The organism is Helicobacter pylori (genome assembly GCF_009689985.1).
In the GTDB taxonomy this organism is placed as follows: Bacteria; Campylobacterota; Campylobacteria; order Campylobacterales; family Helicobacteraceae; genus Helicobacter; species Helicobacter pylori_CG.
Genome location: NZ_QBAW01000010.1, coordinates 1 through 22,754, shown reverse-complemented (window position 1 = coordinate 22,754; position 22,754 = coordinate 1). Strand labels below are relative to the sequence as shown.

Annotated in this window: 14 protein-coding genes and 4 pseudogenes; 8 read left to right on the top strand and 10 right to left on the bottom strand. The window is 37.7% G+C overall.

Features of this window, described 5'->3' with window-relative positions:
- Positions 1-22: 22 nt before the first annotated feature.
- Together DBU79_RS08110 and DBU79_RS06740 are read left to right on the top strand one after the other, a co-directional pair.
- Positions 23-2,477: pseudogene (locus DBU79_RS08110) on the top strand (site-specific DNA-methyltransferase).
- Positions 2,478-2,487: 10 nt separating this feature from the next.
- Complete coding sequence (locus DBU79_RS06740) at positions 2,488-5,394, top strand: DEAD/DEAH box helicase family protein (RefSeq protein WP_154411940.1); 2,907 nt, start codon at positions 2,488-2,490, stop codon at positions 5,392-5,394.
- Positions 5,395-5,444: 50 nt separating this feature from the next.
- Here DBU79_RS06740 and mreC read toward each other — a convergent pair whose 3' ends face one another.
- The 5 genes from mreC to fabZ are packed head-to-tail and all read right to left on the bottom strand — an operon-like array spanning position 5,445 to position 9,923.
- Positions 5,445-6,191 carry a rod shape-determining protein MreC gene (gene mreC, locus DBU79_RS06735; RefSeq protein ID WP_154411939.1) on the bottom strand — a complete coding sequence of 249 codons (747 nt, stop codon included), beginning with the start codon at positions 6,189-6,191 and terminating at the stop codon, positions 5,445-5,447.
- A 3-nt stretch (positions 6,192-6,194) separates the two neighbouring features.
- Positions 6,195-7,238: a rod shape-determining protein gene (locus DBU79_RS06730; protein WP_000577744.1), complete on the bottom strand. Its 1,044-nt coding sequence runs from the start codon at positions 7,236-7,238 to the stop codon at positions 6,195-6,197.
- A 42-nt stretch (positions 7,239-7,280) separates the two neighbouring features.
- Positions 7,281-8,627 carry an ATP-dependent protease ATP-binding subunit ClpX gene (gene clpX, locus DBU79_RS06725; RefSeq protein ID WP_154411938.1) on the bottom strand — a complete coding sequence of 449 codons (1,347 nt, stop codon included), beginning with the start codon at positions 8,625-8,627 and terminating at the stop codon, positions 7,281-7,283.
- A 1-nt stretch (position 8,628) separates the two neighbouring features.
- A complete protein-coding gene (gene lpxA / locus DBU79_RS06720; protein WP_154411937.1) occupies positions 8,629-9,441 on the bottom strand; it encodes an acyl-ACP--UDP-N-acetylglucosamine O-acyltransferase in 813 nt (270 codons plus the stop codon).
- Between the two features lie 2 nt (positions 9,442-9,443).
- Positions 9,444-9,923, bottom strand: coding sequence for a 3-hydroxyacyl-ACP dehydratase FabZ (gene fabZ, locus DBU79_RS06715; protein WP_000438071.1), 480 nt, complete (start codon positions 9,921-9,923; stop codon positions 9,444-9,446).
- A 47-nt stretch (positions 9,924-9,970) separates the two neighbouring features.
- Between fabZ and DBU79_RS08065 the strand changes: the two genes are divergently transcribed.
- Entirely contained in the window at positions 9,971-10,147 is a 177-nt protein-coding gene (locus tag DBU79_RS08065) for a flavoprotein oxidoreductase (RefSeq protein ID WP_120970884.1), read from the top strand.
- Here DBU79_RS08065 and fliW read toward each other — a convergent pair.
- Positions 10,105-10,494, bottom strand: a complete 390-nt coding sequence (gene fliW, locus DBU79_RS06710) for a flagellar assembly protein FliW (protein WP_121017142.1) — start codon at positions 10,492-10,494, stop codon at positions 10,105-10,107. The genes DBU79_RS08065 and fliW overlap by 43 nt on opposite strands.
- Positions 10,495-10,895: 401 nt before the next feature.
- Between fliW and DBU79_RS06705 the strand changes: the two genes are divergently transcribed.
- The 3 genes from DBU79_RS06705 to DBU79_RS06695 are packed head-to-tail and all read left to right on the top strand — an operon-like array spanning position 10,896 to position 14,914.
- A complete protein-coding gene (locus DBU79_RS06705) occupies positions 10,896-11,558 on the top strand; it encodes an outer membrane protein assembly factor BamD (RefSeq protein ID WP_001237299.1) in 663 nt (220 codons plus the stop codon).
- Between the two features lie 42 nt (positions 11,559-11,600).
- Complete coding sequence (gene lon / locus DBU79_RS06700; protein ID WP_154411936.1) at positions 11,601-14,078, top strand: endopeptidase La; 2,478 nt, start codon at positions 11,601-11,603, stop codon at positions 14,076-14,078.
- 8 nt (positions 14,079-14,086) lie between these two features.
- Entirely contained in the window at positions 14,087-14,914 is an 828-nt protein-coding gene (locus DBU79_RS06695) for a prephenate dehydrogenase (protein WP_154411935.1), read from the top strand.
- Positions 14,915-15,190: 276 nt separating this feature from the next.
- Here DBU79_RS06695 and DBU79_RS07810 read toward each other — a convergent pair.
- The 4 genes and pseudogenes from DBU79_RS07810 to DBU79_RS07965 all read right to left on the bottom strand — a co-directional run bounded on the left by DBU79_RS07810 (position 15,191) and on the right by DBU79_RS07965 (position 20,685).
- A pseudogene (locus DBU79_RS07810) lies at positions 15,191-16,053 on the bottom strand (DNA/RNA non-specific endonuclease).
- 279 nt (positions 16,054-16,332) lie between these two features.
- Positions 16,333-18,051: pseudogene (locus DBU79_RS06675) on the bottom strand (DNA methyltransferase).
- A pseudogene (locus DBU79_RS06670) lies at positions 18,045-20,431 on the bottom strand (DEAD/DEAH box helicase family protein). Before DBU79_RS06670 ends, DBU79_RS06675 begins: the two co-directional pseudogenes overlap by 7 nt.
- A gap of 116 nt (positions 20,432-20,547) precedes the next feature.
- Positions 20,548-20,685 carry a type III restriction endonuclease subunit R gene (locus DBU79_RS07965; RefSeq protein ID WP_229764035.1) on the bottom strand — a complete coding sequence of 46 codons (138 nt, stop codon included), beginning with the start codon at positions 20,683-20,685 and terminating at the stop codon, positions 20,548-20,550.
- Between the two features lie 115 nt (positions 20,686-20,800).
- Here DBU79_RS07965 and DBU79_RS06665 point away from each other — a divergent pair, with 115 nt between their 5' ends.
- Positions 20,801-21,649: a biotin synthase gene (locus DBU79_RS06665; protein WP_154411932.1), complete on the top strand. Its 849-nt coding sequence runs from the start codon at positions 20,801-20,803 to the stop codon at positions 21,647-21,649.
- Complete coding sequence (locus tag DBU79_RS06660; protein ID WP_154411931.1) at positions 21,649-22,527, top strand: YihY/virulence factor BrkB family protein; 879 nt, start codon at positions 21,649-21,651, stop codon at positions 22,525-22,527. The genes DBU79_RS06665 and DBU79_RS06660 overlap by 1 nt, the downstream gene beginning before the upstream one ends.
- Positions 22,528-22,754: the final 227 nt, after the last annotated feature.

Here is a 22,754-nt window from a genome sequence, read left to right as displayed (position 1 = left end):
CATATTTTTAAGGAGCGTGATAATGAAAACGAACGAAGCGCAATTTTATGAAGTTTTAGAAAACCTTTTCATAGGCGTTAAGATTGAAGACCAGCAAGAAAGCCTTTTAAATCCTAGCCCTAAAGCAATCAAAAGCGGCATGATCAACCTCATGAAAGCTAAAAGCCAGTATTACCACCATAAAAAACAAGAATTAAAAAAACTCATTGATTCAAAATGCCAAAACAACAACGATCTCAAAGAAGAATTGTTTGACAAACTCTATAGCTTTTTCAAGCGTTATTTCAGCGCTAATGGAGGGATTTATTTCAACGACACGCCCCTTTATGACAGCCTTTATACCAAAAGCGATTATGAAAAATGCTCCCTTAAAAAAGATACCGCCTTATTTTATAAAACTAAAGATCTCTATTATGTGAAAAGCGAAACGATTTATAAGGATTTTTGCTTTGAACTAGAAAACATTCTTTTTAACTTTGATACTTCTTCACTGGAGAGCAAAAAATATAATGAAAAAGTGGATTTAGTCTTTGATTTAAAAGATATAGACACAAAAACTAACACCCTAAACTTTAGCGTTACTCTTAGCAGTAAGGGGACTCAAACAAAAACGAATGAAATCATAAAAAAATGTTTCAATCAAGGCGTCAAACTTGATGAAGAAGTGTTAAAAAAAGCGTTTGTGAAATTCAAAAAGCAAGGCAGTATGGATTATTTTATCCATAAAAACGCACTAGGGTTTTTAAAAGAGCAGTTGGATTTGTATCTGTTTGAATACCTTTTTAAAGAAATGACTGCATTTGATGTTAAACGCCTTAATGAAATCAATACCATTAAGGAAGTGGCTTTAGAAGTGATTGTGTTAGTGAGCGAATTTGAAAACGAACTTTGTAAGATTTGGAACAAACCCCGCTTTGTGTTAAACTCGCATTTCATTGTGAGTCTAGACCAATTAGAAGCCAAAAACTACGATTTGAATAAAATCACAAACCACCCAAACTACCACAAACAAGTTAAAGAATGGCAAGATTTGAATTTAAAAATCACAGACAATCTTTTAGAAAACGAGTTTTTGCCTCTAGACACTATTTATTTTAAAGATTTAGAAGAAGAGGTTAAAAGCTTATTCAGTGAAAATGAAATCAACGGCACGCTCATTAAAAGCGAAAACTACCAAGCCCTAAACTCCCTTAAAAACCGCTATAAAGAAAAAATAGACTGCATTTACATTGATCCGCCTTACAACACGCAAAACAATGAATTTGTTTATGCGGATAATTTCAAGCGCTCCAGTTGGCTCGCTATGATGGAAAACCGCCTAGAGCTTGCGCATGCCTTATTGAATGATAAAGGCGTGATGTTTGTGAGCATTGATGACAACGAACAGGCTTATTGCAAAGCTTTAATGGACGAAGTGTTTAATGGGGGGGGGTGATAACTTTGTAAACACGATTATTTGGGAAAAAAAGTATTCTCCACAAAATGATGCGAAATGGTTCTCTGATAACCACGATTTTATTTTACTATATGCCAAAGATAAAGGAATTTGGCGGCCTAATTTATTACCACGCACAAGCGAGATGAATGCACGCTATAAAAATTTAGATAACGATGAAAGGGGTGCGTGGAAACCTAGTGATTGTTTGGTAAAAACTTATATGGCGAGTTATGATTATCCTATCACTACACCAAGTGGAAAAGTTGTAACGCCACCAAAAGGGCGGTGTTGGATGACTTCAAAAGAAAATTTTCAAAAACTTGTAGATGATAATCGTATTTATTTTGGAAGAAATGGAGACAATGTTCCTAGTTTGAAACGCTTTTTAAGTGAAGTCAAGCAAGGCACAACACCTTTAACAATATGGAAATATACAGAAGTAGGACATAATCAAGACGCCACAAAACAATTGCTAGCTCTCTTTAATAATGTAAAACTTTTTGACACCCCCAAACCCGAAGCCCTAATTTCAAGAATTTTAGAAATTTCCACAAAAGAAAACGATCTCGTGTTGGACTTTTTCGCTGGGAGCGGGACGACTTGCACGGTGGCGCACAAGTTGAAGAGAAAGTATATCGGTGTTGAAATGGGGGAGCATTTTGAGAGCGTGATTTTGCCTCGCCTTAAAAAGGTTATAGGCGGTTTTAAAAGCGGTGCAATTAAAGAATTTAATGGAGGTGGGGTAGTCAAAGTTTATGCATTGGAAAGCTATGAAGAGATTTTAAGGAAAATCAAATATGAAGACAACGACAAACCCTTAGCGTATGATGAACAATACAGCGATTTCGTGGAGCGTAAAGAACATTCTTACACGCTCAATGTGGAAGTGCTAGAAAAAATGGGCGTGGATATTAAGGAGACTTTGGAAAATTTACACGGCGTTGGAGTGGAGTTTTTTAATGAAAAGGTGGTGAAATTTAAAGGGAATGATAAAGAAGTAGAGATCTTAAAAGCCTTAAAAGAAGCGCTCATTTGGTAAGGAGAAAATCATGGCAAAGAAAAAAGATTTAACCACCGATAACGAAATTTTTGTCGCTCAAAAACTCGCTGAAGAGGAATTGAATATTAACGAGATTAACGATCCGTTAGAAATGCTAGACTTTAAAAGCTTTGATAGCAATAAGGAGCTTTTAGATTACCAACAGCAAGCTTTGATCAACGCTTTTAGAATGCTTATTGCTTATTTTAGGGATTTCAAAGAAAATAAAAAAGAATTTTACGCATTTTATCAAAAACATTATTCATTCGCCAATTGCGATTTCGCTAAAAAGAAACTCAACGATTTGTTGAAGAACTCTTTTAAGGTAGAAAATGGTTGCGTGCGTTTTGAAAATTTTATCAACCGCCTAGCCTTTTACATGGCCACAGGGAGCGGTAAAACGATTGTCATCATCAAACTGGTAGAGCTTTTAAGCGTGGCTATGGGAATGGGTTTGATCCCTAAGAAAAATATCATGTTTTTTAGTGCGAACGAGCATTTAATCAAGCAATTTGAAAAAGAAATTGAAAAATACAACCGCAATAAAGACTATTCCAAACAAATTGATTTCAAAAACCTTAAAAGCGTTAAGAATAAGGATTTTTACCGCGCTTCAAAAGATTTTTTTCAAAAAATCGCTCTTTTTTATTACCGCACGGATTTAATGAATGATGAAGAAAGCAAGGAAAACCTCTTAAATTATAAGGATTGTTGGGATAATGGGGAAAATTATGTGATTTTAGATGAAGCGCATAAGGGGAACAAGACTGAGAGCAAAAGGCAGGCGATTTTTAGTCTGCTGTCTTTAAAGGGGTTTTTATTCAATTTTAGCGCCACTTTCACCGAAGAGAGCGATCTCATCACTGCGGTGTATAATTTGAGCGTGGGCGAGTGGGTGAAGCTTGGCTATGGTAAAGAGTCTGTTTTGTTGAAGAAAAACAACTTAAACGCTTTTAAGGAATTGAAAGATTTAAACGATAGGGAAAAAGAAATCGCTCTTTTAAAGGCGTTATTGCTTTTAGGCATGCAAAAACGCTATAAAACAGAAGGCTATTTTCATGACCCTTTAATGCTCGTGTTCACGCATTCTGTGAATGTGGAAAACAGCGATGCGGAAATCTTTTTTAAAACTTTAGCGCGAGTGATTGAAAACGATGATGAAAGCGATTTTTTAAAGGCTAAAGACGATTTATTAGAGGAATTAAAGAAACCGGAATTCCTTTTTAGCGATGGCAAAGATCAAAACTATAAAATTGAGGTTTTTAAAGAAAGTTTAAACGATATGGATTTTAAAGGCTTAAAAGAAGAAGTTTTTTATGCCGGTAACGGGCATATTGAAGTCATTATTAACCCTAAAAACAACCAAGAAATCGCTTTCAAGCTCAACACAAGCGATAAAGTCTTTTGCTTGATTAGAATAGGCGATATTACAGAATGGATCCATGAAAAATTAAAGAGCGTGAAAGTGGTGAGTAAGAATTTGAGCTTTAAAGAAGAGAGCTATTTCAGCCAGATTGATAAGAGCAGTATCAATATTTTAGTGGGGTCTCGCACTTTTGACACCGGCTGGGATAGCACAAGGCCTAGCGTGATTTTATTTTTAAATATAGGGCTTGATGATGACGCTAAAAAGTTGGTGAAACAATCTTTTGGCAGGGGCGTAAGGATTGAAAGCGTCAAAAACCAACGCCAAAGGTTAGCGTATTTAGAGATAGATGAAGCTATTAAAAAAAACTTGAAACCAAACGCTGCAATGCTGGAAACGCTTTTTGTGATACCCACCAACCATGCAAGCCTTGAAGCGATTTTAAAGTTCCAAAAAGAGAGCGAAAGTGGGGGCGAGAATAGAGGTTCTTGGCGTGAAATCAAATTAGAAAAAACGCCCATAGAGCATGCCTTGTTTGTGCCTTGCTACCGAAAAGAACAAACCAACGCTCTTAAAATTTCTCCAAGCGCTTCGTTTAAAATGAGCGAAAAAAATTTTAAGGATTTAAAAGAGTATTTTCATTTAATGAGTGAAAAGCATTTTATTTTAAAGCATGAAATTTATGACCCTAAAGATTACGCGCTGTTAAAAGATTTGATACAAACAGCGCATTTTAAAAAGGTATCAACTTGGCATTATAAAGATTTAGATTACATGATTTCTGAAATTAAAGGCAAGCTATACCCCAATCAAAAAGTGCCTAAAGACGAGTTTAACGCCCTAGATAACGAGAAAATCGTGCATTTTAAAAGGGTTAAAGTTAAGGCGGATAAAAAAGAAAAATTGATTCAAACCATCCAAGAAGTGAAAGAGTATGCGCCTTTGGATAAAGAAACTCTAAGAATGAAAATCGCACAAGGCGAGATCGATCCTTATGATACAGAAAAACACAAACAGAACAAAACATTTAAGCTAGAGGATGCAGAGCTGTTAAAACTCAAAGAGCATTACTACACCCCTTTAATTAAAGCCAAAAACTGCGATTGGCTTAAGCATGTGGTTAAAGTAAAGAGCGAGAGCGATTTTTTAGAAGAGTTGTTAAAGATTACAGAAACGCTGCAAGAAAACTATGATTTTTGGGCGTTCAGCAAGATTGATGAGCATTTAGACAATTTGTTTATCCCTTATATAGACAACGGCGCTACAGAAAGGAAATTTTTCCCTGATTTTATCTTTTGGCTACAAAAAGGTGGCACGCAGATCATTTGCTTCATTGATCCTAAAGGGAGCAAACACACTGATTACGAACATAAGGCAGATGCGTATAAACTTTTTAAAGATAAAATTTTTAACCCTAAAGACGATCCCCATTTCAAAATCAAAGTGGTTTTAAAATTTTATGGAAATAAGGATGGTGTGGGGGAGCGTTATAGAAATGATTGGATTAAAGAAGGGGAATTAAAAGATTTTTTTCTAAAACAATTAGCCTGATTTTATTGAAAGGGGTTAAAAAGGCGCTTGAATTAGCCTTGAACAGAGCGCTAGTTTTTCACATCGCTCAAAAACACATGCCTTAAAAGTTTGGCTTCGCTTAAAAAAGCGTTTTTCAACACCGCGCTTTTATAAGTGTAATGATCTTCAATGCTTGAAACTTCACCCACAAACACCCCCGCTCCAAAAATCCCATCTAGCCCGCTCGTTAGCACTTGATCGCCTATGTTGATTTCAGCGCTTGGGACAATGAAATCCACGATTAATTCTTGCCTAAAATTAGATCCTATGAAGCCTAGCACTTGATTTTTGCCTACCATCACGCTATAAGCGCACCGCTTGTGAGCGTTCAAAAACCCGTTCAAGCGCCCTTTTTCTAGCACCGCAATGCCTATGGCTTGATTGTGAGAGACAAGGCCATAAATCTTATTTTCTTCTAAATCCGCAATAGGGTGGAGAGAGATGCTGTGCGTGTCTTCTAAACTGATGAATGAAGTCATGAAAGTAGGGGTATAAGTCATTTTTGGATTTTCTAAAGGATAAATACTATTCAAACGCTCTTTCAAATCGGCGTTTTCTAGTTTTAAAGCTTCTAAAATCAAGCGTTCTTTTTGAAATTCCTTAATGTTTTGGGCTTGAAAAAAATACGCTTGAATGTTGTCTAATAAGCTGTTTTTAGCGCCCATCAAGGCGTTTTTAATCCGGTCGCTAATATAAGAAGAACTGCCTTTAATGTCTAAAAAATAAAAAATAAGAAAAATCCCTAAAAGCCAAAGGAATTTAAAATAAAAACGCATGCATTATTCACTAAAACCCACACGGCTGAGTAAATCCAAATCTTGTATGGCTTCCCCTGTGCCTTTGGCTACCGCCAATAAAGGCTCATCGCCCACATACACAGGGAGTTTAACCATATCGCTTAAATACTTGTCTAATCCCTTAATCAAAGCCCCACCGCCGGTAAGCACCACGCCATTTTGCACAATGTCTTTCGCTAAATCCGGCTTCACTTCTTCAAGCACGCTCCTTAAAGCACTAGAGATTTCCCTCACTTGATCTTTAATGGCTTCAAACACATCATCAGAGCTCAATTCAATCGTGTGCAACAGCCCGCTCACTTGATCCCTCCCTGACACTTCCATTGTGAGAGGCGGATCTAATTTGATCGCGCAACCGATTTCAATCTTAATCTCTTCGCCGGTGCGCTCCCCTATCAATAAATTGAATTTCTTGCGGATGTATTCCACGATGCTTTGATCCAATTTATCCCCAGCCACTCTAATGCTTTTAGAAATGACTAACCCCCCAAGGCTGATCACGCCAATTTCAGTCGTGCCACCGCCAATATCCACAATCAAACTCCCTTGCGGCTCTTTGACCGGCAAGCCCGCTCCAATCGCGGCTGCCATAGGCTCTTCAATCAAAAAGACTTCTCTAGCCCCAGCGCTTAAAGCGCTCTCTTTAACCGCATTCCTTTCCACGCTTGTCAGTCCATAAGGCACGCACACCATGATGCGCGGGCGGATCCATGTTTTTCGTTTGTGCGCTTTTTCAATAAAGTAGCGGATCATTTTAGCGGTAATGTCATAATCGGCAATCACGCCATCTTTCATGGGGCGAATCGCTCTGATGCTGTTAGGGGTTTTGCCTAGCATTTCTTTAGCCTCACTCCCCACTGCCAAAATATCATAAGCTTTAGAATCAAACAACCCCATGCGCACCGCCACAATAGAAGGCTCATTGATAATAATGCCCTGCCCTTTGACCAACACGATCGTGTTAGCCGTGCCTAAATCTATGGCAATATCATGCGAAAACAAACCGATCAATTTGCTAAAAATCATGCCCTTTCTAATCCTTTATCGTTAAATTTATAAGCGTGTTCCTTAAGGAAGAATTTTAGAATGCGTTTTAGCGATGATCAAAGGTTCAGCCTGTTTTAAAACACAATCTTTAGTGATACGCACTTCCGATCCCTTAAGCTTGGGTAAATCAAACATAATATCCAAACAAAAATCTTCAATGATCGCCCTTAAGCCCCTAGCCCCGGTTTTTCGCTCTAAAGCGAGTTTAGCGATTTCTTTAATCGCTTCTTCTTCAAAAATCAAATCCACTTCATCCATTTTGAAAAGCTGTTGGTATTGCTTGATGAGAGCGTTTTTAGGTTTTTGTAAAATATCTACCATCGCTTCTAAACTGATGCTATCTAGCGTGCTTAAAACCGGCAAACGACCGATAAGCTCAGGGATAAGCCCATAAGTTACTAAATCATGGGTTTGGACTAAATGCAAGATCGCTTCTTGCTCTTTTTTGCTCATCTTTTCTTGAGTGAAACCCAACACGTTTTGCGTGGTGCGTTTTTTAATGATTTCAGCTAACCCGTCAAACGCTCCAGCGCAAATGAATAAAATATCGCTCGTGTCAATTTGAATGAAATTGCCCTCAGGGTGCTTTCTGCCACCTTTGGGGGGGATATTCACTAAAGAGCCTTCAACGATTTTCAACAACGCTTGCTGAACGCCCTCGCCAGAAACGTCTCTAGTGATAGAGCGGTTTTCTGACAAACGGCTGATTTTATCAATCTCATCAATAAACACAATGCCTTTTTGGGCTTTTTGAACATTCCAATCGCTCGCTTGCAACAATCTTGTAAGGATATTTTCCACATCTTCGCCCACATAACCCGCTTCAGTTAGGCTAGTCGCATCGCTAATGGCGATAGGAATATCCAAATGCTTGGCTAGAGTTTGCACCATTAAAGTTTTGCCTGATCCTGTAGGGCCGATTAGTAAAATATTAGACTTGCTCAATTCCACTTCTTCTAAATGTTCCAACTCCACATTGCTGTCTTGGTTGTCTTGTTTTTTGAGTTTTTCTTTAAAAGATAAGCGTTTGTAATGGTTATACACGGCTACGGAAAAAACCTTTTTGGCCTGCTCTTGCCCTATCACATAATTGTCTAAAACCGCCTTAAGCTCTTTAGGGGCTGGAATATGAGAGAGCAAAAACTCTTCTTCATAAGCGCTAGATTCCATTCTTCTTAATCGGTCTCTTTTGAGCGCCAATAAAGAATCCGTTCTGTCGTATTTGTGCAATTCCCCATGCATCACATCTATACAATATTCGCACACGCACACGTCTTTATTGAGATTGCTCGCAAAAATAATGCGGCGTTTTTTGGGATCTCTGGATTCTGGTTTTTTGCAAAAACTGCAATAAAGCGTTTCATTCATGTTATTCCTCTTGTTTTTCTTCGCTAGAATATTCGCTTGACTTATACGCCACGCCCCTAGAACTCTCTAAAATAAAAGAGCAAATCTCTTTTACAAAAGGGTTATTGGCATGCTCTTCTAATTCTGATTTAGCACTCTCTCTTAAAGAGGGGATAGGGCGGAACAACCTCTTATAAAGCGCATAAATAAAATCAATATCCTTACTCTCTAATAATTGGCGCATCCGGTGGCGGTTTAACCCCCTAATAAAAGCGCGATTGCCCTCTACGGTGCAATAAGGCGGCACGTCTTTGCCTAAAGCGCTCTTACCGGCTATCATGCACCCTTTAGCGATGTGCACAAACTGATGGATTGCGGTAAGACCGCCAATATTGACATAATCGCCTATTTCAATATGCCCTGCTAAAGTTACGCCATTAGCCAAAATACAATGGCTTCCAATCACGCAATCATGGGCGACATGCACATAAGCCATGAGCAGGTTTTTATCCCCAATAAGGGTTTTTTTAATCCCCCCTTCAGTGCCGGGATTTATCATGCAAAATTCACGAATAAGGTTGTCTTCTCCAACAATCAGTTCGCTGTATTCGCCCTTGTATTTTAAATCTTGAGGCTGTGTGCCTAGCACGGCAAAAGGGAAAATTTCGGTGTTTTTCCCGATGAAAGTATGCCCTTGTAAGGTTACATTGTTGTGGAGTTTCACGCCATCATCTAGTTTGACGCCATCTCCAATCACGCAAAATTCCCCAATCTCTACGCCCTTATTAATCTCTGCTTTAGGAGAGATGATGGCTGTTTTTGCAATCTTACTCATTTTTATTCTCTCTCTGCGATCATGGCTTTTAATTCGGCTTCAGCGACCACTTTGCCATCCACTTGAGCCGTGCCGCCCACTTGCCAGATCATGCCCTTATGCTTTAAGACTTCTAAATGGTATTCTAATCTGTCGCCTGGGGTTACAGGAATGCGGAATTTAACCTTATCAATCGTCATGAAATACACGATTTTTGTTTTGGCTATTTCAGGGTCAAACCCCCACAAGCTAGTGAAAGCCAAAAACCCTCCGCTTTGCGCCATGCCCTCTACGATCAAAACGCCTGGGAAAATGGGCTTATTAGGGAAATGCCCGTTAAACACGTCTTCATTAAAAGTGATATTCTTATAAGCGACAATTTTTTGATTGGCTTGTAACTCTATAATTCTATCCACTAAAAGCATGGGATAGCGGTGAGGTAAAATCTGTAAGATATGCTCTATAAAAAATTGAGATTGTAAGTTTTGATGGCTTTGTTCCATAAAATAAACTCCTTGTTTTGGATTCAACTAAAGCGCCATTTTTAGCGTTGGTTATTCTAAAAAATAACCGCTATTATACCATAAGAAAACCGCTCGCTTGCATTTGCAAAAACACCGATGCATTGTGCCATAAGTTTAAAGAAACGCTTTATTCAAACACCACCCATGCACCGCTCATGCATCATTCATGCGTGTGGCTTAGAATATTCTCTCTTAAATGGTAGTGTGGGTATTTGTTAGAATCCAAAACCACTTGCCCCATGAGCTGCTTGTCCAAATTGAAAATTAAAGGGGCTAAATAATTCACGGTGGAAAGCTCAATGGGGGTTTGAACCACCATGATATTAGCGACCAAAACGCTCTTGGCTCCCTCTAATTCTAAAAGGATTTTTAAGGGGGTAGGCACTTCAAATTCGTATTTTCTTAAAGCAAAGGGATTCACCAGCGTGAAAGACACGACAGAATTGTCTTCTATGCTATTCAAACGCAAAAAGATCTCATCAACCTTTTGCAAGTGCATTTTATGAATGGTTTCAAACCCTAATATAGGCGCTTTCACATCAAAAATCATAGGCGATTGCATTCCCTTTAAAAAAGCACAAAATCTTCTCCTTAAAGAATAAAAGACCGCCTTAAAACCAGCGCTCAATGATTTCTAAACTAAACTCTGTATTATATCAAACAATTTTGGTAAAATCAATTTTTGCTAGTTTTGGGTATAATCCCAATAACTTAACCATGATGGAAGTTTAACTGAAGAATTATAAAATACAACAAGGAGTGAGGAATGAGCAAAATAAAACCACAAATCAAGAAAAATAATCCTAGTAAATCTCATTTTAGCGATGGGTGGTGCCTTTTTGGTGCGGTTGGGCTTGATTTGGAGAAATGGTGCTGACATTATTCGGTGGGAATAAGAAAGAAAAAATAACCATGAGTTATTCAAAAATTTAATTTTATAAGACAGGTGGCATGCGTTTAAAACATTTTAAAACTTTCCTTTTTATCGCAATGGCGATTATTGTGATAGGCACCGGTTGTGCGAACAAAAAGAAAAAAAAAGACGAATACAACAAACCGGCGATTTTTTGGTATCAAGGGATTTTGAGAGAAATCCTTTTTGCTAATTTAGAAACGGCGGACAATTATTATTCTTCTTTACAGAGCGAACACATCAATTCCCCCCTTGTCCCAGAAGCGATGCTGGCTTTAGGGCAAGCGCACATGAAAAAGAAAGAGTATGTTTTAGCGTCTTTTTACTTTGATGAATACATCAAGCGCTTTGGGACTAAGGACAATGTGGATTATTTGACCTTTTTGAAACTGCAATCGCATTATTACGCTTTCAAAAACCATTCTAAAGACCAGGAATTTATTTCTAACGCTATTGTGAGTTTAGGCGAATTTATAGAAAAATACCCTAACAGCCGTTACCGCCCCTATGTAGAATATATGCAAATCAAATTCATTTTAGGGCAAAATGAGCTCAATCGCGCGATTGCGAATGTCTATAAAAAACGCCACAAGCCTGAGGGCGTGAAACGCTATTTAGAAAGAATAGATGAGACTTTAGAAAAAGAGACTAAACCCAAACCATCGCACATGCCTTGGTATGTGTTAATTTTTGATTGGTAGGATATTTCAAAACCATACAAATTTATAACAGAGAGATGAAAAATGACTGAAGATTTTCCTAAAATTCTGCCTTTATTGGTAGAAGAAGACACTTTTTTATACCCCTTTATGATAGCCCCTATTTTCTTACAAAATAACGCGAGCATTAAGGCGGTGGCTTACGCTAAAAGCAATAAATCATTAGTCTTTATTGCATGCCAAAAAGACAAATTGAACGATAATGAAGCCCCTTATTATGATGTAGGGGTGATTGGATCTATTATGCGTGAAGCCAACATGCCTAATGGGCGCGTGAAATTGCTCTTTAATGGCATCGCTAAGGGGCGTATTTTAGAGCCTGCCAAAGAAAACGAGCAAGGCTTTTTAGAAGCTCAAATAAGCCCTATTGAATATTTAGAATACGATAAAGAAAACATTCAAGCGATCGTGGAAGTGTTAAAAGAAAAGGTGATCACTCTAGCCAATGTCAGCTCGCTCTTCCCTCCGGATCTGATCAAAGCCTTAGAAGACAACGACGATCCTAACCGCATCGCTGATTTAATCGCAGCGGCCTTGCATTTAAAAAAAGATCAAGCGTATTCTCTTTTTGCCAACAACAACACCGAACAGCGCTTGTTGGATTTGATTGATATCGTGATAGAAGAAACTAAAACCCAAAAACTCCAAAAAGAAATCAAATCCAAAGTCCATCAAAAAATGGAGCAAACCAATAAGGAATATTTCTTAAAAGAGCAGCTCAAACAAATCCAAAAAGAGCTTGGCACAGACAAACAGCGAGATGAAGATTTAAACCAATACTACCAAAAACTAGAAAGCATCAAGCCTTTCTTAAAAGAAGAATCGTTTAAGGAAATCAAAAAGCAAATTGACCGATTAAGCCGAACCCATGCGGACAGCTCTGATAGCGCGACTTTACAAAATTACATTGAAACCATGTTAGATGTGCCTTTTGGGCAATATGAAAAAAAAGCGCTTGACATTAAACATGTCAAAGAGCAACTAGATAACGATCATTATTCCTTAAAAAGGCCTAAAGAGCGCATTGTAGAATACTTTGCCACCATGCAGCTTTTAGAAATGCGCCACAAGAAAAAACCAGAAAAAAAAGACAAAGCTAAAGGCACGATTTTATGCTTTTATGGGCCTCCTGGCGTGGGTAAAACGAGTTTGGCTAATTCCATCGCTAAAGCGATAGAGCGCCCTTTAGTTCGGATCGCTTTAGGGGGCTTAGAAGATGTGAATGAACTAAGAGGGCACAGACGCACTTACATAGGCTCAATGCCCGGGCGTATTGTCCAAGGGCTTATTGAAGCTAAAAAGATGAATCCTGTCATGGTTTTAGATGAAATTGATAAGGTGGATAGGAGCGTTAGGGGCGATCCAGCGAGCGCTTTATTAGAGATTTTAGACCCTGAGCAAAATATCGCTTTTAGGGATCATTACGCGAATTTCAGCATTGATTTGTCGCAAGTGATTTTTATCGCTACCGCCAATAATATTGACAGAATCCCGGCCCCTTTAAGGGATAGAATGGAATTTATCAGCGTATCCAGCTACACGCCTAGCGAAAAAGAAGAGATCGCTAAAAACTACCTCATCCCCCAAGAATTAGAAAAGCACGCCTTAAAGCCTAGCGAAGTGGATATTAGCCATGAGTGTTTGAAACTCATTATTGAAAAATACACCAGAGAAGCGGGCGTTAGGGATTTACGAAGACAAATCGCAACGATTATGCGTAAAGCGGCTTTAAAATACCTAGAAGATAACCCACACAAAAAAGGGCGGACCAAAAAAGGCGAAGATCAAAAAAGCGAAGATAAAAAAGGCGAGAACAAAGATTTCTGCGTCTCTATCACGCCTAGCAATCTTAAAGAGTATTTAGAGCGCATGGTGTTTGAAATTGACCCCATAGATGAAGAAAATAAAATCGGTATCGTCAATGGTTTGGCATGGACTCCAGTGGGCGGTGATGTGCTTAAAATTGAGGCGGTTAAGATCAGGGGCAAGGGGGAATTGAAACTCACCGGGAGTTTAGGCGATGTGATGAAAGAATCCGCTATTATTGCCTTTTCTGTTGTCAAAGTCTTATTGGATAACGAAACCTTAAAAGCGCCTAAAATCCCTAGCGAGGCCGATGCAGAGAATAAGAAAAAGAAAAAAGTGCTGAAAGTTTATAACGCTTATGATTTGCATTTGCATGTCCCTGAAGGGGCTACGCCTAAAGACGGCCCAAGCGCTGGAATCGCTATGGCGAGCGTGATGGCGAGCATTTTGTGCGACCGAGCTACAAGAAGCGAAGTGGCAATGACGGGCGAATTGACTTTAAGCGGGGAAGTTTTACCCATAGGAGGGTTGAAAGAAAAGTTGATCGCCGCTTTTAAAGCCGGCATTAAAACCGCTCTCATTCCTGTCAAAAACTATGAAAGGGATTTAGATGAAATCCCTGCTGAAGTGCGAGAGAATTTAAACATCGTTGCGGTGAAAAACATCGCTGAAGTGTTAGAAAAAACCTTACTTTAGAAGTTGGCATGAAAGCAGGCATTGTTGGTTTAGGGCTTATGGGGGGGAGTTTAGGGCTAGCCCTGCAAGAATGGGGGCGTTTTAAAAGCATCATAGGCTATGATCATAACGCTTTGCATGCTAAATTGGCTTTGACTTTGGGGCTTGTAGATGAGTGCGTGGGATTTGAAAAGATTTTAGAATGCGATGTGATTTTTTTAGCCATTCCAGTTGAGGGCATCATTGCATGTTTGAAAAAAATGACTCCCGTTAAAAAAAGCGCAACGATTATTGATTTAGGAGGGGCAAAAGCGCAAATCATTCACAATATCCCTAAAAGCATTCGTCAAAATTTCATCGCCGCGCACCCCATGTGTGGGACAGAGTTTTATGGCCCTAAAGCGAGCGTTAAGGGGCTGTATGAAAACGCTTTGGTGATATTGTGCGATTTAGAAGATTCAGGGACCAAGCAAGTAGAGCTCGCTAAAGAAATCTTTTTAGGTATTAAAGCGCGCTTGATCAAAATGAAATCTAGTGAGCATGACACCCATGTGGCTTATATCAGCCATTTACCCCATGTTTTGAGCTACGCTCTAGCCAATAGCGTTTTAAAGCAAAACGACCCAGAGATGATTCTATCCTTAGCGGGTGGGGGTTTTAGGGATATGAGCCGTTTGTCTAAAAGCTCGCCTTTAATGTGGAAAGATATTTTCAAACAAAACCGAGACAATGTCTTAGAAGCGATTGAAAAATGCGAAAAAGAAATCGCGCAAGCTAAGGCTTGGATAGAAAATAACGATTATGAAAACCTTGCAGAATGGATGGCGCAAGCGAACAAACTCCAGGAGTTCATGTAAAATAATTTAAAATTTGTATATTGTTGTTTTTAGGGGTGCATGGATAGATAGCATGGATTTACCCAGCAAATCAGCAAACAACTATAAGAGATTATCTTAAATCCGGATCTATTGTTGTGTTTGCCATAATTGTAATCATAATTTCATCTCATTCCTCCAACGCCCATAAAACTTTTATCGCTTCTAATAAAAAACCAGTTTTAAGCCGTTTAGAAATTTGTTTTCTCAAACCTTTTATCCAAAATACTGGTGTTTTATGGGTATTTAAGAGCGGTTTTAATACTTCTTAGCGTTGTTAAGATACTTAGGCAATTCATTCAACTCAGCGTTTTTATTGTTCTTAAAAACCACCTGCTTTTCAACTCGCTCGTATTCTTTACAATCTCTTCTCATTTCTTGTAAGGGATAGTTTTGGTTGTCATTAGGGATATAAAAGCATTCGCTTTTAGCGTTTTCATAGCTATCCGTTAGGCTTGTATCATAGTGGTACCAAAAGCCGCTAGGGATAGCGATATTCTTAGAGCTGAAAGTCCTATAACCCTGTTTGATGATGGTGAGCTCTTCTACTAAAACTTGATGGTATTTTCTGGCCAAATTACGGCCCTCTTTTTCTACCAATAAAACAGAATGCCTGTTGGTGTTTTTGTCTTCAGGGGTGATATTAGTCATTCTGTAAGTCTCTCTTAAAGGGTTAGAGGCAAAGTCAAAAGAAGCGTCATTCGCCACAAAATGCCCCTATCAAAACCGCTTCTTGTGTAATCTTGTGTCGTGGCTTGTTGGTATTCGGCTAATCGTGTGTCCGTTTTAAACTCATAGCGTTTCTCAATATTATTTTTATCCACTAAATCCCCAAACAACACGCTCACGCCATAAATAGGGTTTTTCAACTCGCTAGAATAACACACCGAATAGAAGTTATTTTTTAAGACTTTACAATCAATGTTAGTGAGCATGCCATTAGCGTTATGAGTGGGATTGTGATTTTTAGCGGGGTTAGCGCTATTGACTTGATCCTTGATTTCATTAAGCTTTTTAGTGGTGTAGCTGTTAATGGCCTTAGTGAAATTATCCAGCATGTCCGCTTGGAGCCAACTCATAGCGATCAGGCTAAAACAGAGCCAGTTTTTAAAGGTTTTCATGTTTTACTCCTTGTTGGTTGGCTTGAATACTACAATAATATTTTTAATAGTTTATTTTTAATGATCTTTTTTATTTTATAGCGAGTTTATAGCGAGCGAATGCTTACTGTTAGCGGATTAGTTATCCTTATGTCAAACAAAGCTAAAAATTTTTTAGCCCAAGCGTTTTAAATTCCTCTAGCTTTTAAACTATATTGTTTATTCTATATTGTTTATTTTTGCCCACTAAATAGGCGTAGCGTTTTGATGCGTTAAGTGGCGTGCGTTGAACGATTAAACTTAAGAATAAAAAATTTCATTGTATTTTTTAGTGATCTCATCTATCTCCCATGCGTCTTCGTCAATATCACCCAAGTTTAAATAGTCTTCGTTAGAGTCTAAAAAAGCGCAACAAATCCTTTTTTGCTCGTTTAAATCTAAATTGTGGAACTCTTCGCTATCAATTTCACCAATCTTGCAATCGGCGCGTTTTAAAATGCGCTCATTTAGATTAAGATCGTTAAAGATTTTTAGGCATTCGCTCGCGCTTTTAGCGTTAGTGATTTGTTTTTTAATTTCTAAATTCACTTCTTTCAATTCAGCATAGACAAAACTCCCGCCCCCTTTAAAACCGCATTTTTTAGAAATGCCCCCTTGCTCGCCCTCTATGACTTTTTTTAACCTTTCTTTAGTGATCGTTTCTATATAGTCCATTTGCTCGATGCCAATGTAGCGGCGTTTCATTTTGTGTGCCACCGCGCAAGTCGTCCCGCTCCCGGCAAAAAAGTCCAACACAAGGTCGTTTTCGTTGGTAGAAACCTCTAAGATTCTTTGAATTAAACTTTCTGGTTTTTGACCTTTAAAATTTTCATCATCAATTACTATAGTTTCATCAACTCTTGAAACTGAACTATCAATAGCAATTGAATTTAATTTATCCCACTTATTACTATTCCATGTATCTTCTAATGGATATTTTTCACCTCTATTTTCATGATTTATAAAAGTTAAAAAATCATCTACTTTTTCTTGTGGAAAAGAAAATTTTTTAAAAGCATTTTACACTTCATTTTTTGTTAATAGCTGTAAAAAATCTTTATTTTCTATATAAGTCTTATTAAAAAGATAATTATCACTTTTAGAATAAAATAAAATTGTATCATGGTTTCTTATATATTTTTTTGCGGCCGTTTTGTAGCCCGATAAAAAACCCATTCTCCATATAATTTCACTTCTGAAATTTTCTCGTTTAAAAATTTCGTCCATTAACACCTTACAATAATGCACTTCATTATAATCTAAATTAATATAAATACTCCCATCATCGCTTAAAAATTCCCTAGCCGCTTCAAGCCTGTTTTTCATAAACACTAGCCATGAGCTGTGGTTAAAATTATCGTTGTAGTTAAAGCTGTCATTACCGGTATTATAAGGGGGGTCAATGTAGATGCATTTCACTTGTTTAGCGAATTTCTTTTTTAAAGAATGAAGAGCGATCAAGTTATTCCCTTTGATAAGGTAGTTTGTGTTTTTATCTTTTAAAGCGTTTTTTAGATCGCCTTGTCCATGCATTTCAAAACGGCACAACACTTTCGGGCTTAAAAGCGTGTCAATTTCTTTTTTATGCAGTATTTCATGGTAAAAAAGCTCGTTAGATTTGGTGCTGTTATCTTTAGCGTTACCGAGTAAAACATTGTCTTTAAAAGGGAAATTCAAGACCACTAGTCCGCTGGATTTGATAGGACGCCCTTGCGAAAATAAGCCTATTTTATTTTTAAATCTTGTGAAAGATTTTTCTAATTCTTTTATTTCTAAACATTCTAATAGCGCTTTTTCATCAAACACAAGCGTGTTGGCGATCGTTTTAAAAAAAGCGTTTTTGTAGTCGTTAGCGTTTTCATGCTCAAGCATGAAAGTTAAAAGCTTTTCATCAGCTGTTAGGATTAAAGTAACTAATCGTTCTTTAGTGAAATGATTGATTAAAGCATCTAGTAGGGTTTTTAGTGAGGTTTTTAACATTCTTTGTCCTTAAAAGTTTGATGGAAAGCGGTTTGAAATTCGCCATTGACTACGCTATTATGGAGCGTGAAAAAAGGCAAGCCTTTTAAATGGAGTTTTTTGTTATGGCTTTTAAGCGTGGCGTTTTCTAGCATTTCTAAAAATTCTTCTTTCCAAGCGTTAGAAGGCTCTAAATGTTCGCCTTTAGCTTCCATATAGCAAGTGAAGCCTAAAAATTCATCTTCATGCGTTTGGGCAAAAAGGATAAAATCCGGCTCAAAACCTTGCGCGTAAAAGGGGCCTTCTATATTGCAAAAAACTTTTAATTCAGCGAAATGATCGTTCCTTAAAACGCACCATTCTTTGAATTTCTTGTCTAAAATCTCTTTATGGTCGTTGATAAAACCTAAAAACTCCCTTTCTAAATCGCTGTCTAGTTTTCGCATGTCTTTAAAAAGCAGCCATTCATAAAAGGGAATGTCTTTTTCCAACTCGCTAGCGCTAAGGCTTTTATTATGCGTTTCAAATTCTTTTAATTCTAACGCGCTCACGCTAGGTTTATCTTGCTCTTTTAAAAGCGTGTCTTTTAAGTTTTCAATGATATAAACAGCGAGTTTTAAAAGCGTTTTGTTGTCGTCAAACTTTTGGCTTTTATGGAAGTTTGTTTGTAATGAAGAGACATACCGCTCTATAAATCCCACTTTATTGTTAAAGGCATGTTTTTTAAAGGCTTTTTTAAGCGTTTTGAAATCCAGGTTTTTTAAATTAAGGGCTTTTAAAAAATAGTTTAGGGGGATTTTGTCTAAAGTGTGGGGTATAAAATAAGTTCTATCGTCTTTATTTTCTTCTTTAAAATCCACTTTCTTTTCACGCACAATAAAGCCAAATAAGGGGACATGCAAACTTTGGAGTGTGGCTTCAACAGGGCCTGAATAGTCTTTATTGAATAGGTTTTTATTCTTGTCTTTTGTATTGCTTGCATAGTAGCATTTGAAACGCTTGGTGGGCGTTAAAGGGATAGTCTGTTTTTCATTTACAAATCCTAATCCTAACTCTCGTAATTCTTCTTTTAATTTAGCGATAAATTCGCTGTTATAAATGGCATGGTAGTCTAACCTCTCTAATGCGCTTAAGGGGTTAGAAAGATCAAATTTGCGTTGGTAAAACTCTATGCGGCTTGGCTTGAAATCGTTATAGCTAAAGGGGTAGTATCTCGCTCCTCGCCCTATGAGCTGGGCGTCTTTAATGGTGTCTTTTTGATTCGCTTTATTTTTAAGCCTGACAATGTCAAACAAATTCAACACATCCCAACCTTCATTGAGCTTATCCACGCTAAAAATCACTCTTTTAGGGTTGTCTCTGTCTTCTAGGGAGTTCAATAAAAGCATGCCTTTTTCTAATTCTTTTTCGTTGTTGGTGTTAATCTGGGTGCTTTTTTTGAATTTCGTTTGCAAGAATGCCACAAGGTTAGCGGTGTAATTTTTCTCATCAAAAAAGTTTTTAGCGGCTTTAAAAAAATCGTTGCGGCTGTAATTGAAAAAATTTTCTAAATCTAAAGGGCTTAAATTTTCTAAAAAGGCGTTGAAGCGCTCTTGATTTTTTTACTCTCTTCAATCCTTTCGCTTTTAAACAAAATACAGGGTTTAAAGTTTTCAATATTGTGGTGTTGGGCTAATAGTTCTTTATACAAACTGGAAACGCATGCCCCTAAAAAGTGCGTTTCTAATTCTTTGTTTTCATAGGAAAGGGAGTAGATGTTTTTGCAAAATTTATCTTCGCTAAATTGTTTTAAGGTGTAAGTGATCGCCTTTAAGTTTTCATATTTTTCTTTAACGCTTTTTTCTTTAGGGATAGTGGCGCTAAATTCCAGCAATAAATTGTCTTTATTTTGTTCTAGGGCTAATTTCACCACGCTTTCCCAGTTGCGTTTTTCGCTAGCCTCACTATCATTTAATTTCTTTTTAGTCTCTGTGTTTAAATGGTGCGCTTCATCCGCTAAAAAAACTAATTTTTGATCTTTTAAATCCTCTATGGTGATAGCGTTTTCTTTAGCTCTAGTGAATAATGAAAACAAGCCTTGAATGGTGCTAAAATAAATGTTGATAGCGTTGTTGTGGCTCTCGTTTAAATTATTGATGCTTTTAATTTCTATATTTTCATCATTGATATTGATATTCTCGCTAAAAAGGTATTTTGATGAAACGCTGTCTGTAAAATTCAATTTCGTTTTTTCTAAAATGCTGGTGCTGTTCACAAAAAAGATAAAGTTTTGATAGCCTTGCTTGTAGCATTCTAAAATCAAACCCGCCATCACTAAAGTCTTACCGCTACCGGTCGCCATTTCAAACATGAAATGCTTTTGAGTTGGGTTAAATTGGCGTTTTTCTAAATAATTGTGTATCGCTTGATTTTGGTAATCTCTAAGCTCTTTTTTTAAATTACTGGTGATGTGGGTGGGTAGATCTATTTCTTTATTATTTTCTTCATTATTGGGCGCGTTATTTAACGCATGATTTTTTATGGCTGATTGGGGGGGGGGGGGGGGTAACTTTGAATGAATGAATCTTGCATGAAATCCCTTAATGAAAAAGTGAAGAAATTATAGCGTAAAGTTTTGAGATTGATTTTAGAGGCGCGAGCTTGAATTAAAATCAAACAAAGTTTTAGTTTTAATATTTAATGGGATAAAGCCCTTAAAATCAAAAGCGATTCTTTTTCTTTGCTATAATCAGTCTAAAAAAACCAACTTTTTTAAAACAAAGGAATTTTTATGCAAGAGATTTTTTTATGTTCTATTTCCAATGTGCGCAGTGGGGATTGTAAGGAAGATTGCGCTTATTGCACGCAAAGCTCACACCACCAAGGAGCGATCAAGCGCTATAAATTTAAAGATGAAAAAGTGGTTTTACAAGAGGCTAGAGCGTTAAGGAAATTAGGGGCTTTAGGGTTTTGTCTGGTTACTTCAGGGCGCGAATTAGACGATGAAAAATGCGAATACATCGCCAAATTAGCTAAAGCCATCAACAAAGAAGAATTGGGCTTGCATCTAATCGCATGCTGCGGGCGCGCGGATTTGGAGCAATTAGAGTTTTTAAGAGATGCGGGCATCCACAGCTATAACCATAATTTAGAGACTTCGCAAAATTTCTTCCCTAAGATTTGTTCCACGCACACATGGGAAGAAAGGTTTATCACATGCGAAAACGCTTTAAGGGCGGGGTTAGGCTTGTGCAGCGGGGGGATTTTTGGGCTTAATGAGAGCTGGGAAGATCGAATTGAAATGCTTAGGGCGTTAGCTTCGCTCTCCCCGCACACCACGCCGATTAATTTTTTCATTAAAAACCCGGTATTGCCCATTGAGGCAGAGACTTTAAGCGCGGATGAAGCCCTAGAATGCGTGCTTTTGGCTAAAGAGTTTTTGCCTAACGCTAGGCTTATGGTGGCTGGGGGGCGTGAAGTGGTGTTTAAAGATAACGACAAACAGGAAGCCAAGCTTTTTGAATACGGCATCAATGCGGTGGTGCTAGGGGACTATTTGACCACCAAAGGCAAAGCCCCTAAAAAAGATATAGAAAAACTGCTCTCTTATGGCTTGACAATGGCGACAAGCTGTCATTAATGAGAGAACTTTTTAAAAGCGTTAGAGGGTTTTTTCGCCTTCTTATAATGATTTTCCCCAAGCACTTTCAAAACGCCTTTTTAGGCTTGAGCGAATTGTTTTACTACGCTTCCAGCTTGAGTTTTTATACGATTTTGTCTTTATCGCCTATTTTGTTGTTTGTGTTTAGTCTTTTTGTGTCTCATTACTTGCAAGCGCACAGCGGTGAAATGGAAGCCTTGATTTTCCCTAACGCTCCTAAACTCATTGGTGCGATTAAGGATTTTTTAGAAAATTTTAAAAAAACAGACATGACCTTAGGCACGCTTGAAGAGGTGTCCATTGTGGTGGCGTTGGTGCTTTTTTGTGAAAACTACCGCTCCATCGCATCAAAAATTTTTGATGCAAAGCCCAGAGATTATGCGCATTTTAAGGGTAAAGAAATCTTTTTATTTTGGGGGTTTGGCACGACTTTAGTGTTTTTATTCGCTCTGCCTTTGGTGGTGTTTTTTGACATTAAGATCCAAGTGTTTTTTGAAGATAAAGATTCAAATTTGTTGCATGTTTTAAGATGGATAGGCACTTACGCGTTTTTTTTGATCCTTTTTACCATTCCCACGAATAAGGTGTTTAAACATTATTTTTGGGTGTTTTTGTGGGTGTTTTTTACGAGCGTTTCTTGGCATATGTTAAAATGGGCTTTCACTTATTATGTGTTGTATAACCGCACTTACCATGAGCTTTATGGGAGCGTTTCTATTTTGTGGTTTTTGATGAGCTGGGTGTATGTGAGCTGGCTTGTGATTTTAATTGGCATGTATGGGTGCAAGGTGTGTGATGCATTCGATCCTAAAGAAGTGTTTAAGAAATTTTTAGGTTTTTTTAAAAAAGAAACTTGATGAAAAAAGTTTTCTTTTAGATCGGTTTTAAAAATCTAAACACAAACCCCACAACACCCCAAACTAGAACAACTTAAAAACAAAAGAAATAAAAAAGCAACACTAACGGAATAAAGAATAAAAATCTAAAACGCTAGAAGTGTTTCTTAACTCAAGTCAGCTCTTTCTGCTTCTGTGAAAGCTATTGTTCTTTTTAAGTTAGAGTTACTCGCTCTCAATTTAGCGAA

Coding starts and splice junctions, on each gene's coding strand:
- fabZ (WP_000438071.1), bottom strand. CDS start 9,923: ATGGAACAAAGCCATCAAAACTTACAATCTCAATTTTTTATAGAGCAT.
- clpX (WP_154411938.1), bottom strand. CDS start 8,627: ATGAATGAAACGCTTTATTGCAGTTTTTGCAAAAAACCAGAATCCAGA.
- DBU79_RS06705 (WP_001237299.1), top strand. CDS start 10,896: ATGCGTTTAAAACATTTTAAAACTTTCCTTTTTATCGCAATGGCGATT.
- fliW (WP_121017142.1), bottom strand. CDS start 10,494: ATGATTTTTGATGTGAAAGCGCCTATATTAGGGTTTGAAACCATTCAT.
- DBU79_RS06695 (WP_154411935.1), top strand. CDS start 14,087: ATGAAAGCAGGCATTGTTGGTTTAGGGCTTATGGGGGGGAGTTTAGGG.
- DBU79_RS06730 (WP_000577744.1), bottom strand. CDS start 7,238: ATGATTTTTAGCAAATTGATCGGTTTGTTTTCGCATGATATTGCCATA.
- mreC (WP_154411939.1), bottom strand. CDS start 6,191: ATGCGTTTTTATTTTAAATTCCTTTGGCTTTTAGGGATTTTTCTTATT.
- DBU79_RS06665 (WP_154411932.1), top strand. CDS start 20,801: ATGCAAGAGATTTTTTTATGTTCTATTTCCAATGTGCGCAGTGGGGAT.
- DBU79_RS06660 (WP_154411931.1), top strand. CDS start 21,649: ATGAGAGAACTTTTTAAAAGCGTTAGAGGGTTTTTTCGCCTTCTTATA.
- DBU79_RS06740 (WP_154411940.1), top strand. CDS start 2,488: ATGGCAAAGAAAAAAGATTTAACCACCGATAACGAAATTTTTGTCGCT.
- lon (WP_154411936.1), top strand. CDS start 11,601: ATGACTGAAGATTTTCCTAAAATTCTGCCTTTATTGGTAGAAGAAGAC.
- lpxA (WP_154411937.1), bottom strand. CDS start 9,441: ATGAGTAAGATTGCAAAAACAGCCATCATCTCTCCTAAAGCAGAGATT.